Genomic DNA, 15,625 nt, shown 5'->3' with positions numbered 1-15,625 from the left:
CGACACAAGTCTTAGGGCGTGATCAGTCGCCGCTCTCGTGTGACGGCGCCTCTCGCGCCTGATCCGCAGCATCCAGCGCGTCGAGTTCTTCCTGCGAGAATATCCTGCTGCGAACGAGGAACCGTCGCTCCGTCCCGTTGTCCAGGCTGAACATGCCGCCCCGCCCCGCCACCGCATCGAGAAGCAGCTGCGTGTGCTTCCAGGCGGCGAACTGGAGACCGCCGATATAGACCGGCGTGTCCCCGAGCTCGCCCAGGAGCACGTCGCCCTGCCCGATGCGAAACTCGCCGCGCGGGAAGCACATCGGGCTGGAGCCGTCGCAGCAACCACCCGACTGGTGGATCAGCACCTCGCCATGACGGGAGATGATCTCGTCGAGGAGTTGCCGTGCTTCTGGAGTGGCGGTGACGCGGAGCGGAGCGGACATGGTCAGAAGCTTACGCTGAAACTGCCGACAATACGAGAGTCGGCCAGCGTTCCGAAAGCGGACGTTTCGGTATCGTGGTAGCGCACGTCCACGTTGGCGCCCGGCAGCACGGCATAGGACGCGCCGAGGTTCCACGTCAGGTAGTCGCCGCCCGCACCGATCCACTGGTGACCGAGCGCGCCCGACACGCGCAGTTTGTCCGATACCGGCTGTGCGGCATTGATCTCGGCATAGAAGCCATCATCATCCGTGCCGAAGTAGTCGGGCGTCCAGTAACCCGCCACGCCGACCCCGGTGGATCCGAGCGCGCTCGACAGGGCGGCCTTCACTTCGACCGTGTCGATGTTCACCGGGCTGTCGATGTAGCCATAGCGCACGATGCCGAGATCGAGCGCGGTACCGCCACCAAGTTGCATGACGTATCCGGCCCAAAGGTCGTATTCCTGATCGATGCCGGGGAAGTCGACGTTCTCGGTCCCCGCGCCTGCGTAGAAGCCGCCGTAATTGACGGACACCGCTGCGAATACGGCGGGGTCTTCCGCGCTTTGGCTGATCCCGCGGAACACGTAGTCGGTGGCTGCGGACAGCGAGACGCTGACGTCCATGCCGCTCGCATCCTCGACCGGATCGGAGGCGGGGGGACCGCTGGATTCGTTCATCGCGTCCTGCGCCAGGGCGGGGGAAGCGGTCACACAGATCAGGGCGCCCGCGCCCAGCAAAGTAGCTTTCCTCATTAATATCTCCCGATTATCCGGACGTGATGATGCGCACACGACATCGCGCCCGATCGATGCCGGCTGTCAGTTCCAAAAAGGTATTGGGGTGGCGGGTGGCGGCCCGACGGTCGGAAGAGAGAAAAACGACCGCCGGGCGCGCGCTACCCTTAGAAGAAGCCGAGCTTCTTCGGGCTGTAGCTGACCAGCATGTTCTTGGTCTGCTGATAGTGGTCGAGCATCTTCAGGTGGTTTTCGCGACCGATGCCGGACTGCTTGTACCCGCCGAACGCGGCATGGGCGGGGTAGGCGTGGTAGCAGTTGGTCCACACGCGGCCGGCCTCGATGGCGCGACCGAAGCGGTAGCAGGTGTTGGCATCGCGGCTCCACACGCCGGCGCCGAGGCCGTAAAGCGTGTCATTCGCGATCTCCAGCGCCTCGTCGTGATCCTTGAAGGTCGTGACCGAGACCACCGGACCGAAGATTTCTTCCTGGAAGATCCGCATCCGGTTGTTGCCACGGAAAATGGTGGGCTGGACGTAATATCCGCCTGCCAGATCGCCGTCGAACTTCGCCGCGGCGCCGCCGGTCAGCACTTCGGCACCTTCCTGTCGGCCGATGTCGATGTAGGAGAGGATCTTCTCCTGCTGTTCGGAAGACGCCTGCGCCCCGATCATGGTTTCCATGTCGAGAGGGTTGCCGGCCTTGATCGCCTCGGTCCGGGCAATCGCCTTTTCCATGAAGCGATCGTAGATGCTCTCATGCACCAGCGCACGGCTGGGGCAGGTGCAGACCTCGCCCTGGTTGAGCGCGAACATGACGAAACCTTCGATCGCCTTGTCGAAAAAGTCGTCGTCCTCGCGCGCGACATCCTCGAAGAAGATGTTGGGGCTCTTGCCGCCCAGTTCGAGCGTGACGGGGATCAGGTTCTCGCTGGCGTATTGCATGATCAGCCGGCCCGTCGTCGTTTCGCCGGTGAAGGCGATCTTGGCGATGCGGTTGCTGCTGGCGAGCGGCTTGCCCGCTTCCAGACCGAAACCGTTGACGATGTTGAGCACGCCGTCGGGAAGCAGGTCGGCGACCAGTTCCATCCACACGAGGATGGAGGCCGGGGTCTGTTCGGCGGGCTTGAGAACCACGCAGTTGCCCGCGGCCAGCGCGGGGGCAAGCTTCCATGCCGCCATCAGGATGGGGAAGTTCCACGGGATGATCTGGCCGACGACGCCCAGCGGCTCGTGAAAATGATACGCGACGGTATCGTGGTCGAGTTCGGACAGGCTGCCTTCCTGCGCGCGGATGACGCCCGCGAAATAGCGGAAGTGATCGATCGCGAGCGGAATGTCCGCAGCCATCGTTTCGCGCAGCGGCTTGCCGTTGTCCCACGTTTCAGCGACCGCGAGCTTTTCGAGGTTCTGTTCCATCCGGTCCGCGATGCGGTTCAGGATGATGGAGCGTTCGGTCACGCTGCTGCGGCCCCAGGCCTGCTTTGCTGCGTGGGCGGCGTCCAGCGCGGCCTCAACGTCGGCAGCCTGGCTGCGCGCGATCTTGCAGACGGCGCGGCCCGTGATCGAAGAGATATTGTCGAAATAACGCCCGTCCTTCGGCGCAGTCCACTTTCCGCCGATGAAGTTGTCATACTTCTCGGCAAAGGGTGCGGTCATCGAAGCGGCAGGGCTTGTCTGTACGTCCATCGTGCTGATCCTCTCATATATCGCCGGGTCGTCCCGGTCGCGAGGGTCATGCTTCACCCGGTGCGGGCGATTGGGAAGAGGGGGCCGCAAAGGTACGGAACGAAACTGTCTCGGATGCGAGACAGTCGGCTTCGGGCGACGCGTCAGGCGCGCGAAATGCCGGCCTTGTCCATGCGGCGATACAGCGTTGCCCGCCCGATCCCCAGCGCCTTGGCAGCGCGCGTCGCATTGCCTTCCGCCTGCGCCAGCGCCCGGCGAAGAACGGCGCGATCCGAATCGACGAAACTTTCGGCGGACGGCCCGCCGAGCACGTCGGCGGCGCTGCGGCGGCCGGACAGGCATTCGTCGGTGAGATTGAAGCGGTGACGTGCGGCATGGGTCGCGCCGATCAGCAGGTCGTCCCGATCGACCGCAAGCAGCGCGGAATCGCCGCCGGGAAGGTTCGCATCGATGATCCGGTGCCCTTCGAAGAAGCGGCGGAACACGCCGCTTTCGATCCGACGGGCCGAATCCTGCACGATCTTCTGAACGAGCGCCGCCATCGCCGTGGTATGATCGTCGCGGCAACTCGAGATGTCGAGCGCGCCCACCAGCCGCCCGGTGGCATCGCGCACCGGTGCGTCCATGCAACTGATGCCGATGTTGCGGGCGGCGAAATGTTCGCTGCGGTGGATCGTCACCGGGCGCCCTTCCGCCAGACAGGTGCCGATACCGTTGGTCCCTTCGCGCCCCTCGCTCCACACCCCGCCGGGGGTCAGGCCGACCCGGTCGAACATCTCGCGATCGCCGTCCTGGCTGCGCGCTTCCAGAATGACGCCATCATTGTCGGACAGCATGACGGCGCAACCGGTCGCCGCAACGGTGAGATAAAGCTGATCGAGCAGTGGGCGGGCGACGTCGAGCATCAGGCCATGGCGCTGGCGCCGCTGGGTCAGGTCGCTTCCGGAGACCAGATCCGGCCCGCGGTCGTCTGCGGCATCGAGCCCGTATTTCAATCCCGACCGGCACCAGCTGGCTGCCACCATCGACTGCCCCGCGCTGGTGGGAGAGCGCAGGACCTCTTCGACCTTATCGGGATGCGGATGACTCATCCGGGCTGCAATACTCCATTTTTCGCCGCTTGGCGAATAGCTGCAATGAAGCGCCCCTCCCCACGCGCGATCAACCGCAAGGTCCGAATGTTCTCCTAGTCATTTCGACGTAAAGCCGTTCACGTCCAGCCAATGGGTAAATGCGTCGAACCAGCGATTGCTCGTTCGGTCGGGATTGCCCAGGCCGAAACCATGCCCGCCGTTCTGGTACAGGTGAAATTCCACCGGGCGCTTCGCCTCGTACCATGACTGGATCAGACCGGTCGTGCCGCCGTAGAGGAAATCGTCCGCGGCAATGGCGACGAACATCGGCGGCGCATCCGCAGGCACTTCGACCGCATCCATGCCGCCATAGATCGGCGCGATGAAGGCAAGGTCCATCTGTTCCGAATTGAGCGTGACGTGCATGGTCAGACCCGCCCCGGCGGAAAAGCCCATCATACCCAGCCGCGACATGTCGACGTTCCAGTCGTCCGCCCGCGCGGCGATCAGGGCGTAGGCCGCCTCGGCATCCGCCTGCTGGTTCGACAGGTCCCAGGCCATCCGGCGCGCAGGCCGCGTGTCCGCTTCCTCATCCTGCGTCGCTGCCGCATCTTCGAACGTCCGGTTCATCTGCGCACCGAACTGCTCGAGCGCAGGCTCGGTCGGGAACAGGCGGTATTTCAGCACGAAGGCAGCAATCCCGCGTTCGTTGAGGGCGCGTGCGACCTCCCAGCCCTCGTTCCCCATGGAAAGCCAGCGGAAGCCCCCTCCGGGCGCGACGATCACGGCCGAGCCATTGGCGATCGCCGGATCGGGCAGGAACGGCGTCAGCGTGGCGGTGGAAATGTTGCGCGCCATCGGATCGCCCCACTGCCGGAACCAGCTTTCTTCCGCCGGCTGATTTGCAACACCGCCCGTGTTCAGGGGAATGGCATCGGGTTCCGCGGGTGCATCCATGGGATACATCGTCCCGTCCTGCGCGGCAGCCGCTTGGAGCGGCGCTGCCAGCAGGCAGGCGGAGATCAGGGCACTGAAGATATTCCTCATCGAGATAATCCTTGCAGTAGGAGTTGGTTGATCGGCGCGGGGTTCAGCCGACGATCCATACGGACACGGACCGCGCGGGAAGTACGGCGGTGAAGCGGTTGCCTTCCGGCCGGATCGTGGCTGGCCGGGGGGCAACGGCATCGGGCGCGGCGGCGGTGTTGCGCGAATCCATCGCGTCTCCTGCCAGTATCCGACCCGTCGCGCGCTCTGCTCCGCTGCGGGGAACAGCGATGGCATGCGCGGTGGTCGGATCGGCATTGACCAGCGCAATCGCGAGCCTGCCGTCCTTCATCCGGGCCGCCGATGCGGAAAGCGCGGGAACGCTGATCTCGCCATTGCTGTACGTCGGCCCTTCCAACGCCACGCGCAGCGACTGCGCGTTCTGGAAGGGCACGTACATCTCGTAGACGTGGTAGGTCGGCGTCAGCGTCATCCTCTCTTCATCGACGAGGATCATCGCCTGCAGGACGTTCACCATCTGCGCGATGTTGGTCATCGGCACGCGGTCGGCGTACTTGTGGAAGATGTTGAGGTTCAGCGCGGCGACCACGCCATCGCGGATCGTGTTTTCCTGCCACAGCGAGGAACGACCTTCCGTCTCGTCGAACCAGGTTCCCCATTCGTCGACATACAGGCCGTAATCGTCGGGCAGCTTTTCGTGGCTGTCGATCATCGCGATCGAGCTGGCGATCAGCCCGTCCATGCGCAGCGTCCGTTCCAGCGTCGATGCCCACTCGTTCTCCGCGAAACCGGTCGCTGCGCCCTTGCGCGACCAGTCGCTGGTCGGGAGCGTGTAGTAGTGCAGCGAGATACCCTTCGATACCTCCCCGATCATCGGATGGTCGAGCACCTCGTCGGAAAACTCCGGATTTCCGTCGTGAGCCCCGGAGACGATCATCACGGGCTTTTCCCCGTCGACGGTCATGAAGCTCGCCCAGTGCGCGTAGAGGTCGGCATAATAAGCAGGCCGCATCCTGCCGCCGCAGCCCCAGGTCTCGTTGCCGACCGAGAGGTAATCGATCTTCCACGGCGCGGCGCGTCCGTTGCCGCGCCTTTCCATTGCCAGCGCGGTCTGACCGTTGCCGGTGATGTATTCCAGCCAATCGGCGGCCTCGTTCACCGTTCCGCTGCCGAGATTGACGTTGAGGTATGTCTTTGCCCCCAGCCGCTCGGCCAGGTTGAAGAATTCGTGCGTGCCGAAGGTGTTGGGTTCCGCCGTGCCGCCCCAGGCCAGGTTCACGCGCGGGGTGCGTTCGCCGATGCCATCGCGCCAGTGATAAAGGTCGGCGTAACACCCGCCCGGCCAGCGGATGACCGGAACCTTCAGCTTTTGCAGTGCGGCGAAAACATCGTCACGAACGCCGTCCGTGTTCGGAATGTCGCTATCCTCGCCAACCCACAGTCCGCCGTAAAGCTGCGTGCCCAGATGTTCGAGAAACTGGCCGTAAACTTCCGGCTGGATCGTGCCGATTTCGCTCTCGCGTTCGATGGTGATCGAAGTCTGCGCGGCGACCGGCATGGCCATGACCGCACAAACCAACGCACCCGCCAAGGCGCTGCCCAAACGCATCATACCCACTCCCTTTTTTCTCTCGCGGAGAACCCTGCCACTGCGGATGCAGGCTAGGCAAGGACGAATTTGTCGGACAAAAGAGTCGCGCTAGTTTTGGGAGGAAGAGAAATGACCAGAGCGTGGATATCGACCGCCGTTGCCTTGGGTGCGATGACCGTAGCGGCCCCGCCCGCGATCGCGGCGGAAGCGCATCGCACGATGGCCGGAGCGCTGGCCGATGGCACCCGCATCGAAGCGGTGACCCTGTCCAACAGCGCCGGCGTGTCGGCCCGCGTGCTCAATTACGGTGCCACGCTCCAGTCGCTGGTCGCGCCCGATCGGGAGGGGCGACCCGGCGACATCATTCTCGGCTACGACGATGCGGCGGATTACGAGGCGTTGCCGAATTACTTCGGCGTCACCGTGGGCCGCTATGCCAACCGTATCGGCGGCGGGCGCTTCTCGCTCGACGGACGCAGCTTCCAGCTGACGCAGAACGACGCGGCCAACTCGCTCCACGGCGGGGTGGATGGTTTCGACAAGCGCGTGTGGCGGATCGCGAAGGTCGCGAACGGCCCGGTCGCGCGCGTCGTCATGACGCTCGACAGCCCGGCCGGGGATCAGGGCTATCCCGGCAACGCCGCGGTGCGCGTGACATACACGCTCGACGACGCGGGCGACCTCGGCATTCTGTTCGAAGTTTCGACCGATGCGCCGACCATCGTCAACATGACCAACCATGCGCTGTTCAACCTTGCCGGCGTGGGGGCGCCGCAAGGGGCGATGGATCACTGGCTGATGATGCCGGCGAAGACCTACACCCCGGTGAACGACGCACTGATCCCCACCGGCGAATTGACGCCGGTGACAGGCACCGTCTTCGACTTCCGGCAGCCGCGCCGGATCGAGGACGGGTTGCGCGATGCCAAAGATCCGCAAATCGTCATCGGCCGCGGCTATGATCACAACTGGGCGCTCGACAAGGGACGCACCGCGCAACCCGAACTCGCTGCCCGGCTGGTGCACCCAGCATCGGGTCGCGTGCTCGAAGTACTGAGCACCGAGCCCGGCTTGCAGTTCTATTCGGGCAACTTCCTGGTCGGAACCGTGGTGGGCAAGGGTGACACGGTCTATCGTATGGGGGACGGGATCGCGCTGGAGCCGCAGAACTATCCCGACGCACCGAACCGTGCGAACTTCCCCAGCGCGCGCGTCGATCCGGGCAAGCCCTATCGGCATCAGATGATCTACCGGGTCTCCACCGCGCCACCGATGTAACCGGGCGACGGATCGGCCCTATTCGGAAAAAGGCGGAGCGATCACGCTGCGACAGCGCAGGAAGGCGTCTGCCACCAGTTGCAGCGGCGTGAAGTCGGCTTCGCTGCAACCTGCTGCGACCGCTCGCGCGAACGCCGCGTAGATCCCTATATATTCGCGATCGGTCCCCTCGCTTTCGCCGTCTGGCAAACGAAGAATGCGCCCGCCCTGCGAAAGGGTCAGCCTTCCTTCGTCGGTATCGATGGCGATATCCCAGGTCTGCGGACCTTCCTGAAGGAAATCGAGCGTCACGCTAACGGGCACACCGGCGCTGTCGTGCATCCGGATGTATCCCGCGATGGGAGCTGCGCGATTTTCCGGCACGGCGAGATGCCCGCCCTCCACCATCAGCGGACGGGGGAGGATCATTGTCGCGATGGACAAAGCATTGATGCCGGGATCGAACACTCCGAAGCCACCGGATTCGAAAATCCAGTCCTGCCCCGGATGCCAGACGCGCACGTCCTCGCGCCAGTCGATGGTAACTGCTCGAATGGTCTTGCCCTTCAGCCACTTGCGCGCAGGCGCAACGCCATGGGCGAAGCGGGAATGCCAGGCGGCGAACAGAACCGTGCCGGTGTCCGCAGCCTTGGTCGCGAGTGCCTGCGCCGCGGATACGGTCGCAGCAGGAGGCTTTTCGACCAGCACGTGCTTTCTCGTGTGCAGGGCCATGTCGGCGAGTTCGTACCGCGCTTGGGGCGGCGTGCAGATCGCCACCGCATCGATTGCGATATCGCTCGCCAGCAAGCTTTTCAGATCGCTGAAGTGGGGTACGCCGTCGCGTGGCTGCGCGTTCGGATCGACCGTTGCGGCCAAGGCAAACGCGGCATCCCCCTCGATAGCAGGGAGGTGCTGGTCGCGGGCGATCTTTCCCAGCCCGACGATGGCGATCCGAATGGTCAAAGCGCCTTCACTCGCATCGGCTGTTCGGCTTCGTCCAAGACGCGCAGGGTGTTGATCAGAGGCAGGGTGAAAGGCGGCGCCTCGATCTCGAACACGTCGCCGTCGCGGGTCGTGAAACCATCCGCGAAACTGGCGGTCGACGTCCCAAAGAAGTGGACGTGGACGTCATCGGGCCTGCAGAACAGCTCGTATTTAAAATGATGGTGCTCCAGGTTCGCCATGGTGTGGGCCATGTTCGCTTCGCCCGTCAGGAACGGTTTTTCCCACTCCACGCTCTCGCCGCGCCGGATGCGGGCCGTGCCGCGAATATCCTGCGGCAGGGTGCCGACGTACAGTTCCGGTCCGAGCGAGGCCTGCCGCAATTTCGAATGCGCCAGCCACAGGTAATTGTGCTTCTCGGTAACGTGGTCGGAATACTCGTTGGCGAGGCAGTAGCCCAGGCGATAGGGCGTGCCGTCGGGACCGATCAGGTAAATGCCGGCGATCTCCGGCTCTTCCCCGCCGTCCAGCGCATAGGGCGGAACCTTCAGCGGTTCGCTCGGTCCGGCAAGGTGCTGGCCGTCGCCTTTCCAGAACCATTCCGGCTGCTGGCCGACTGCACCTGCTTCCGGCTTGCCGCCTTCCAAGCCTTCGAGGAACATCCGCATGGAATCGGTCGCGTCGCCGGCGGCGGCCGCCTTGTGCATCCGGTCGCGCCCCTCCGCGCTGCCGAGATGGGTCAGACCGGTTCCGGCAAGGGTAAGATGGGCGCTGTCCGGATGATCGATCGGCGCAAGCAATCGACCCGCCGCCAGTTCTTCCGCGGGATCGACGCGCTCTCCCAGTCCGGCCCGAGCCACGGCATCGAAAAGCGCAATTCCGCTGGCTATTGCATGACTTGCCAGGTCCAGCGTCGATTCGAACCCCTCGACCACCGCGGTCTCGCCGTCGACCGTCGCCAGAACCTGTCGCTGCCCGCCTTGCGTGCGGCGCTGTAGAAGCATCATTGCGCTAGATCTCCCTTAAGTCGTTCGCCGCCGTCAAAAGCGTGCAGCGCGATCATTGTCGGTGCCCCCGAAGGATCGAATGCGATTGAGAAACGCGACTGGTGCGCGCTTGCCAGGGGCTGCCATGGTCCATCGACCGGCGCGAAGTAGAAACGATATTCGCCGCGCTCCCGCACCATACGCAATCGCACCTTGTCGCCGAAGCTGCCGGGCAATGGTGCCGTGGCGAGCAGTCGCCCCGCATAGGCCACATCGCCCGCTTCGTGCACCCGCACGGCGACCAGATCCGCCGGAGTGATCGGTTCCGTCTGCAGCGAAATCCATCGCTCGCCATCCTGCATGATCGCCAGCCCAGCGACGTCGCCGTCGGCGATTTCGGCGTATTCGAGCACGACGTCGACAGTCATGTCACCGCCGGGGTCGTCGATCGCGTGCACGGACGGTGCCCTGTCGGACAGCAAATTGCCTGCCGCTGTCAGCTGGACCGGATCATGGCTGACCGTGCCGCCAGAACTATCGGCAATGGTGATCGCGCTGAAGCGCGCCACCGGCGCTGGTTGGGCGGCAAGACCGGCCCCCGACAGGCAGACCGCGGCAATCGTCGGCAGAACCTTCACTCCGCAAGGATTCCCGCCTGTGTCTGTTCGACCGGAAGTATGCGCCCTGCCTCATCGAAAAGCAGTCGCTCGACCGCCACGGCACGGCGGCCAAGGCCACCCGGCTGATCTCCGACCGTCAGCGTTCCGACGTGATAGAACAGGTACCACTCGCCCTTGAATTTCGCGATACCAGGATGGATCGTGAAGCTGTTGGCCGCGCTGCCGGTGATTTCCCCCTGCCGCGTCCATGGGCCGGTGATCGACGGAGCGGTGGCGTAGGAAATCCGTTCGTCCGGCCCGAGCCGCTGGTCCATCGAGGCATAGGCGAGGTAATATGTGCCGTTTCGTTCGAACACCCACGGTCCCTCGACGAAGTCCGGCAGTTCTATCTGCCGGATCGGGCCGGCGAAACTGACCATGTCGTCCGCAAGTTCGGCCATGTAGAGGTTGGCGTTGCCCCAGAAGAGATAGCTCTTCTCATCCGGGTTGGTCCACACGGTCGGATCGATATCGTCCCAATGATGCGGGCCGGCGGTATCCTCGTTCTTCACCAGCGGACGGCCGAGCGCATCGCGGAACGGGCCGAGCGGATTGTCCGCCACCGCGACGCCGATTGCCTTGCCATGGCTGCCCTGCGCCTCGTCATGTTCGACTGCGGTGTAGAACCAGTAACGACCGTTCTTTTCGTGGACCTGGCTGGCCCAGGCATCGCGGGATGCCCAGCTGAAGTCGGTCGGGCGCATGATCGACCCGTGATAGGTCCAGTCCTGCATGTCGGTGGTGGAATAGGCGAGCCATTCCGTGATGTTGAACATCTGGTCGCCGCGCGCCTCGTCATGTCCGGCGTAGAGGTAGAGCCGGTCACCGACGACCAGCGGCGCGGGATCGGCGGTGTGGCGATCCCGGATCAGTGGGTTTCCGGCGTTCTCGAAACTGGCCAGTCCCGCCGGCGGGGTTGCCAGTGTGCAACCGCTTGCCAACGCGGCAGCCGTCAAGATTACGAGGGCGTTCGATACGCGCCCTTTCGCCACACGAAATGCTCTCACGCCTGCCATCTTCACAACCATTCTCCCGATCTCGTCCGTTCATTACTCCGACAAATCGAACTGTCAAAGCGTCACGGGTGGCACTGGCCTGGCTTGTCACGCGGATTGATTTGCAGGCGGGGGAACGCATAGATGCGGCCATGCGACAGCCAACCAGTCCATCGCCGACCAAGCGTGACACCAACAAGCACGGAAATTCGCGCGCGCCTGCGTTCGACGACACTCCGAAGACGAGCGGTCGGCGCGTGCGCGGCGCGATCTTCGACTATCTGGGCGAGCTGATCGTCACGGGAAGCGCGGGGGTCGGAGACACCCTGCCCGGCGAAGTCGAGACAGCGGAAAGGCTGGACATCTCGCGGGGCACCTATCGCGAAGCCGTGAAAATGCTGGCGGGCAAGGGACTGGTCGAAAGCCGCCCCAAGACTGGCACTCGCGTGCAGGAGCGGTCGCGCTGGAACCTGCTCGACCCCGACGTGCTGCGCTGGGCTTTCGCAGGCCGTCCGGACCCTTCCCTCGTCGCCGACCTGTTCGAGATGCGCGGCGTGGTGGAGCCTGCAATCGCCCGGCTCGCGGCGTCGCGCCGCGACGACGAGCAGGCGCAGCGGATGCGAGAGGCACTGGCGACAATGGCGGCCAAGGGCCTGCGATCACGGGCCGGTCGCGATGCGGATCGGGTGTTCCACGAAACGCTGCTGGAAGCTTGCGGCAACGAGGTGATGCAATCGCTCGGCGCCAGCATCGGCGCAGCGGTCGCCTACACCACCTTGTTCAAGAAGCGCGCCGGCGGGTTGTCGCGCGACCCGGTGCCCGACCATCAGCGCGTGATGGACGCAGTCGATGCGCGCGACCCCGACGCTGCCGAACGGGCCATGGCGGAGCTGCTGCTGCTCGCCCGGCAGGATACCGACCAGGCCTTGCAGGATATTACCTCGCCGCAAGACCGGGCCTGACGCACCGGTCAGTGGTTGTCGCGCGGCAGGCCCTTGGTACGCACGATCTGCCGGTATTTCTCCGCCCCTTCGAGAATCGCACCGCTATCCATCTGCCCCACGAGAGCGCGCTGGATTTCCTGCCACGGCGTTTGCGATTCCGGATAGGCGAAGCCTCCGCCAGCCATCAGTTCCTGGCTCCGCCGGTCCAGTTCTTCCGGCTCGATCAGCAGGTTGACCTGCGCCTTGGCAAGATCGACGCGCAGCCGGTCGCCGGTCCGCACCAGAGCCAGCCCGCCATTGACCGCAGCTTCCGGCGAGACGTTCAGGATCGAGGGACTGGCCGAGGTACCCGATTGCCGCCCGTCGCCAATGCAGGGCAGAGCGTGCACACCCTCGGCCAGAAGATACGCCGGCGGTCGCATGTTCACGACCTCAGCCGCGCCGGGATAGCCGACCGGACCGGCCCCGCGCATTATCAGCAGGTGACGGTCGGTGATGCCGAGCGCGGGGTCGTCGATGCGGGCGTGGTAATCTTCCGGCCCGTCGAACACGACCGCCGGCCCTTCGAAAGCATCGGGATCGTCGGGATCGGACAGGTAACGCGTGCGGAATTCCTCGCCGATGACGCTGGTCTTCATGATCGCCGCGTCGAACAGGTTTCCGGACAGGACGATGAAGCCGGCATTCTCGCGGATGGGATCGGACGCAGGCCGGATAACGCGCTCGTCCTCGGTCGTGGCCGAACGGCAATTGTCGCCGATCGTCTTGCCGTTCACGGTCAGCGCGCTTTCGTGGATCAGACCGAGTTCCATGAGTTGCGCGATCACGGCAGGAACTCCGCCCGCACGGTAATAGTCTTCGCCAAGATACTCGCCGGCCGGTTGCATGTTGACCAGCAGGGGAACCGCGTGGCCGTGAACGTGCCAGTCCTTCAGTTCGAGCGATACGCCCAAGTGGCGTGCCAGCGCTGCCAAGTGGATTGGCGCATTGGTCGATCCTCCGATGGCGGAATTGACGACGATGGCATTGAGGAAGCTTTCGCGGGTCATGATGTTGGAAGGCTTCATGTCTTCCTCCACCATCGCGACGATTCGCTTGCCGGTGAGATAGGCTGCTTCCTGCCGGTCGCGGTAAGGGGCCGGGATCGCGGCGCTGCCGGGCAGCATCATGCCGAGCGCTTCGGCCAGCGAGTTCATGGTCGTCGCCGTGCCCATCGTGTTGCAGTATCCGGTCGAGGGCGCGCTGCTCGCGACCATCCGGATGAAATCGGTGTCATCGATCTTGCCTTCGGCCAGCAGCTCTCGCGCTTTCCACACGATGGTGCCGGAACCGGTGCGCTCCCCCTTGTGATAGCCATTCAGCATCGGGCCGACCGATAGCGCGATGGCGGGAATGTCCACTGTGGCCGCTGCCATCAGGCAGGCAGGCGTGGTCTTGTCGCAGCCGGTGGTGAGCACCACGCCGTCGATCGGGTAACCGTACAGCAGCTCGACCAGCGCAAGATACGCGAGGTTCCGGTCCAGCCCCGCGGTCGGGCGCTTGCCGGTTTCCTGAATCGGGTGGACCGGAAACTCCAGCACGATGCCACCTGCCTCGCGGATGCCTTCGCGAATGCGTTCGGCCAGCACGAGGTGGTGCCTGTTGCACGGCGACAAGTCGCTGCCTGTCTGCGCGATACCGATGATCGGCTTGCCGGATCGCAGCTCCTCCAGGCTGAGCCCGAAGTTCAGATATCGCTCCAGATAAAGCGCGGTCATGTCGATGTTATCGGGATTGTCGAACCAGGCCTTGCTGCGAAGTTTGCGCGTCATGTTCCCCTTCCTGTCGGGCCGCGCTTGACGCGCCGCCCGTTGCCACGCATTACTCCTACAAATAGCGGTCTAGCAAGACCTGTGGGGAGACATCGGGAATGGCGCAGGTGAACGGGACACAAGGTGCCGCGATCGAAGGCGGTCAGGCATTCAACTACAAGCCGGCCCTGGCGCTGCTGGCCTCGCTCTTCTTCATGTGGGGCTTCATTACGGTCATCAACAACACGCTGCTGCCGCATCTGCGCAGCGTGTTCGAGCTGAGTTACACGCAGACTACGCTGATCGAGAGCGTGTGGTTCATCGCCTATGGCGTCATGGGCATGCCAAGCGCCTTCCTGATCGAAAGGACGGGTTACAAGCGGGCAATCATCATCGGTCTCGTCATCATGGCGATCGGCGCGGTGGGCATGGTCCCGGCAGCGCACCTGCCGTCCTATGGCATCACCCTGCTGGCGCTGTTCGTGATCGCCAGCGGAATCACCTTGCTGCAGGTCGCCGCCAACCCCTACGTCGCGGTGATCGGCCCGGCGGAGAGTTCGGAGTCGCGTCTTACGCTGGTGCAGGCCTTCAACAGCTTCGGCACGTTCCTGGCGCCGTATTTCGGGGGCTACCTGATCCTAAGCCGAACGGTGGGCGGTACCTCGCTGGAAGGGACGCAACTGACCGCGGCGGAACGGCTGGCCGATGCCCGTGCGACCGAGCTTCCCTATATCCTCGTGGCGATCGTCCTGCTGATTATCGCCGTGATCATCTGGCGGTCGAACCTGCCCAAGCTCGGCTCGGCCACCAATCGCGTCGCGCGCGAAGAACGCAAGAAGCTCTCGCTGTGGCATCACCCCAATCTGGTCTGGGGCGTGCCGGCGATCTTCATCTACCTGATCGCGGAAATCGGCGTTGCAAACCTGTTCATCAACTTCGCCATCCTGCCCGATATTGCGGGCATCACGCCTGCCGAAGCGGCGAACTACCTCGTCCTGCTGTGGGGCGGCATGATGGTGGGCCGCTTTGCCGGCGCTTTCATCATGCAGAAGTTTCCCGCCGATAAGACGCTGGCCGTCTTCGCCCTGTTCGCGCTGGTGGTGATGGTGGGTGCAGCCACTCTGGATGGCCCGCTCGCCATGTGGTGCCTGATACTCGTCGGGCTGGGACACTCGATCATGTTCCCGGCGATCTTCGCCATGGGGATCAAGGGGCTCGGACCGCTCACGGAGGAGGCGTCCGGCCTGCTTATCACCGCCATCGCCGGCGGGGCTCTCGTGGTGGTGCAGGGTTGGCTTGCGGACAGCTACGGCCTGCAGAACAGCTTCTGGCTGACGGTGGCGTGCGAGGTCTATATCATCTGGTACGCACTGCGCGGATCACGGCCGAGAGCGACGCCGGCTACACCCGCCGATTGATCCGACGTTGGAGCGCCGGGTTCGGACCAAAAATTTGGCCTTCGCTGCCATCCTGACGGAGGCGACCAAGGCAAATTGTCCAGCAATTTTCGGTCTCGGGGACACCTTTGGCGTTTTGATCATTGGTGAAC

General features: G+C 64.2%; 14 protein-coding genes. 3 read left to right on the top strand and 11 right to left on the bottom strand.

Annotated elements, in window-relative coordinates:
- Positions 1–22 precede the first annotated feature (22 nt).
- From ACXYN8_RS02130 to ACXYN8_RS02105, 6 genes are all read right to left on the bottom strand, one after another.
- Positions 23–427, bottom strand: a complete 405-nt coding sequence (locus ACXYN8_RS02130) for a DUF779 domain-containing protein (protein ID WP_458887636.1) — start codon at positions 425–427, stop codon at positions 23–25.
- Positions 428–429: 2 nt separating this feature from the next.
- Positions 430–1,161, bottom strand: coding sequence for a TorF family putative porin (locus ACXYN8_RS02125; RefSeq protein ID WP_458887635.1), 732 nt, complete (start codon positions 1,159–1,161; stop codon positions 430–432).
- A 149-nt stretch (positions 1,162–1,310) separates the two neighbouring features.
- Positions 1,311–2,831 (bottom strand): aldehyde dehydrogenase, encoded by a 1,521-nt coding sequence (gene adh, locus ACXYN8_RS02120; protein WP_458887634.1) that lies wholly within the window; start codon positions 2,829–2,831, stop codon positions 1,311–1,313.
- A 143-nt stretch (positions 2,832–2,974) separates the two neighbouring features.
- A complete protein-coding gene (locus ACXYN8_RS02115) occupies positions 2,975–3,922 on the bottom strand; it encodes a GAF domain-containing protein (protein ID WP_458887633.1) in 948 nt (315 codons plus the stop codon).
- A 99-nt stretch (positions 3,923–4,021) separates the two neighbouring features.
- Positions 4,022–4,951 (bottom strand): alpha/beta hydrolase, encoded by a 930-nt coding sequence (locus ACXYN8_RS02110; RefSeq protein ID WP_458887632.1) that lies wholly within the window; start codon positions 4,949–4,951, stop codon positions 4,022–4,024.
- 43 nt (positions 4,952–4,994) lie between these two features.
- The gene (locus ACXYN8_RS02105; RefSeq protein WP_458887631.1) at positions 4,995–6,524 is read right to left on the bottom strand and encodes an alpha-N-arabinofuranosidase; all 1,530 of its coding nucleotides are present in this window, start codon (positions 6,522–6,524) and stop codon (positions 4,995–4,997) included.
- A 108-nt stretch (positions 6,525–6,632) separates the two neighbouring features.
- Here ACXYN8_RS02105 and ACXYN8_RS02100 point away from each other — a divergent pair, with 108 nt between their 5' ends.
- Complete coding sequence (locus ACXYN8_RS02100) at positions 6,633–7,781, top strand: aldose epimerase family protein (RefSeq protein ID WP_458887630.1); 1,149 nt, start codon at positions 6,633–6,635, stop codon at positions 7,779–7,781.
- An 18-nt stretch (positions 7,782–7,799) separates the two neighbouring features.
- On the opposite strand, the gene ACXYN8_RS02095 is transcribed toward ACXYN8_RS02100, so the two are convergent.
- The 4 genes from ACXYN8_RS02095 to ACXYN8_RS02080 are packed head-to-tail and all read right to left on the bottom strand — an operon-like array spanning position 7,800 to position 11,303.
- On the bottom strand, positions 7,800–8,723 hold the full coding sequence (locus ACXYN8_RS02095; protein ID WP_458887629.1) for a Gfo/Idh/MocA family protein: 924 nt from the start codon (positions 8,721–8,723) through the stop codon (positions 7,800–7,802).
- Entirely contained in the window at positions 8,720–9,709 is a 990-nt protein-coding gene (gene araD1 / locus ACXYN8_RS02090; RefSeq protein WP_458887628.1) for an AraD1 family protein, read from the bottom strand. Before araD1 ends, ACXYN8_RS02095 begins: the two co-directional genes overlap by 4 nt.
- Positions 9,706–10,326, bottom strand: coding sequence for a beta-xylosidase family glycoside hydrolase (locus ACXYN8_RS02085; RefSeq protein ID WP_458887627.1), 621 nt, complete (start codon positions 10,324–10,326; stop codon positions 9,706–9,708). The genes araD1 and ACXYN8_RS02085 overlap by 4 nt, the downstream gene beginning before the upstream one ends.
- Entirely contained in the window at positions 10,323–11,303 is a 981-nt protein-coding gene (locus ACXYN8_RS02080) for a family 43 glycosylhydrolase (RefSeq protein ID WP_458887626.1), read from the bottom strand. Before ACXYN8_RS02080 ends, ACXYN8_RS02085 begins: the two co-directional genes overlap by 4 nt.
- Positions 11,304–11,494: 191 nt before the next feature.
- On the opposite strand from ACXYN8_RS02080, the gene ACXYN8_RS02075 reads away from it, so the two are divergent.
- Positions 11,495–12,304 (top strand): FadR/GntR family transcriptional regulator, encoded by an 810-nt coding sequence (locus ACXYN8_RS02075; RefSeq protein WP_458887624.1) that lies wholly within the window; start codon positions 11,495–11,497, stop codon positions 12,302–12,304.
- Positions 12,305–12,312: 8 nt separating this feature from the next.
- On the opposite strand, the gene ACXYN8_RS02070 is transcribed toward ACXYN8_RS02075, so the two are convergent.
- Positions 12,313–14,097, bottom strand: a complete 1,785-nt coding sequence (locus ACXYN8_RS02070; RefSeq protein ID WP_458887623.1) for an IlvD/Edd family dehydratase — start codon at positions 14,095–14,097, stop codon at positions 12,313–12,315.
- Between the two features lie 98 nt (positions 14,098–14,195).
- Between ACXYN8_RS02070 and ACXYN8_RS02065 the strand changes: the two genes are divergently transcribed.
- Positions 14,196–15,494 (top strand): sugar MFS transporter, encoded by a 1,299-nt coding sequence (locus ACXYN8_RS02065; RefSeq protein ID WP_458887621.1) that lies wholly within the window; start codon positions 14,196–14,198, stop codon positions 15,492–15,494.
- Positions 15,495–15,625: the final 131 nt, after the last annotated feature.

It is taken from the genome of Altererythrobacter sp. CAU 1778 (genome assembly GCF_054482795.1).
This window is presented reverse-complemented; position numbering and strand designations above follow the sequence as displayed.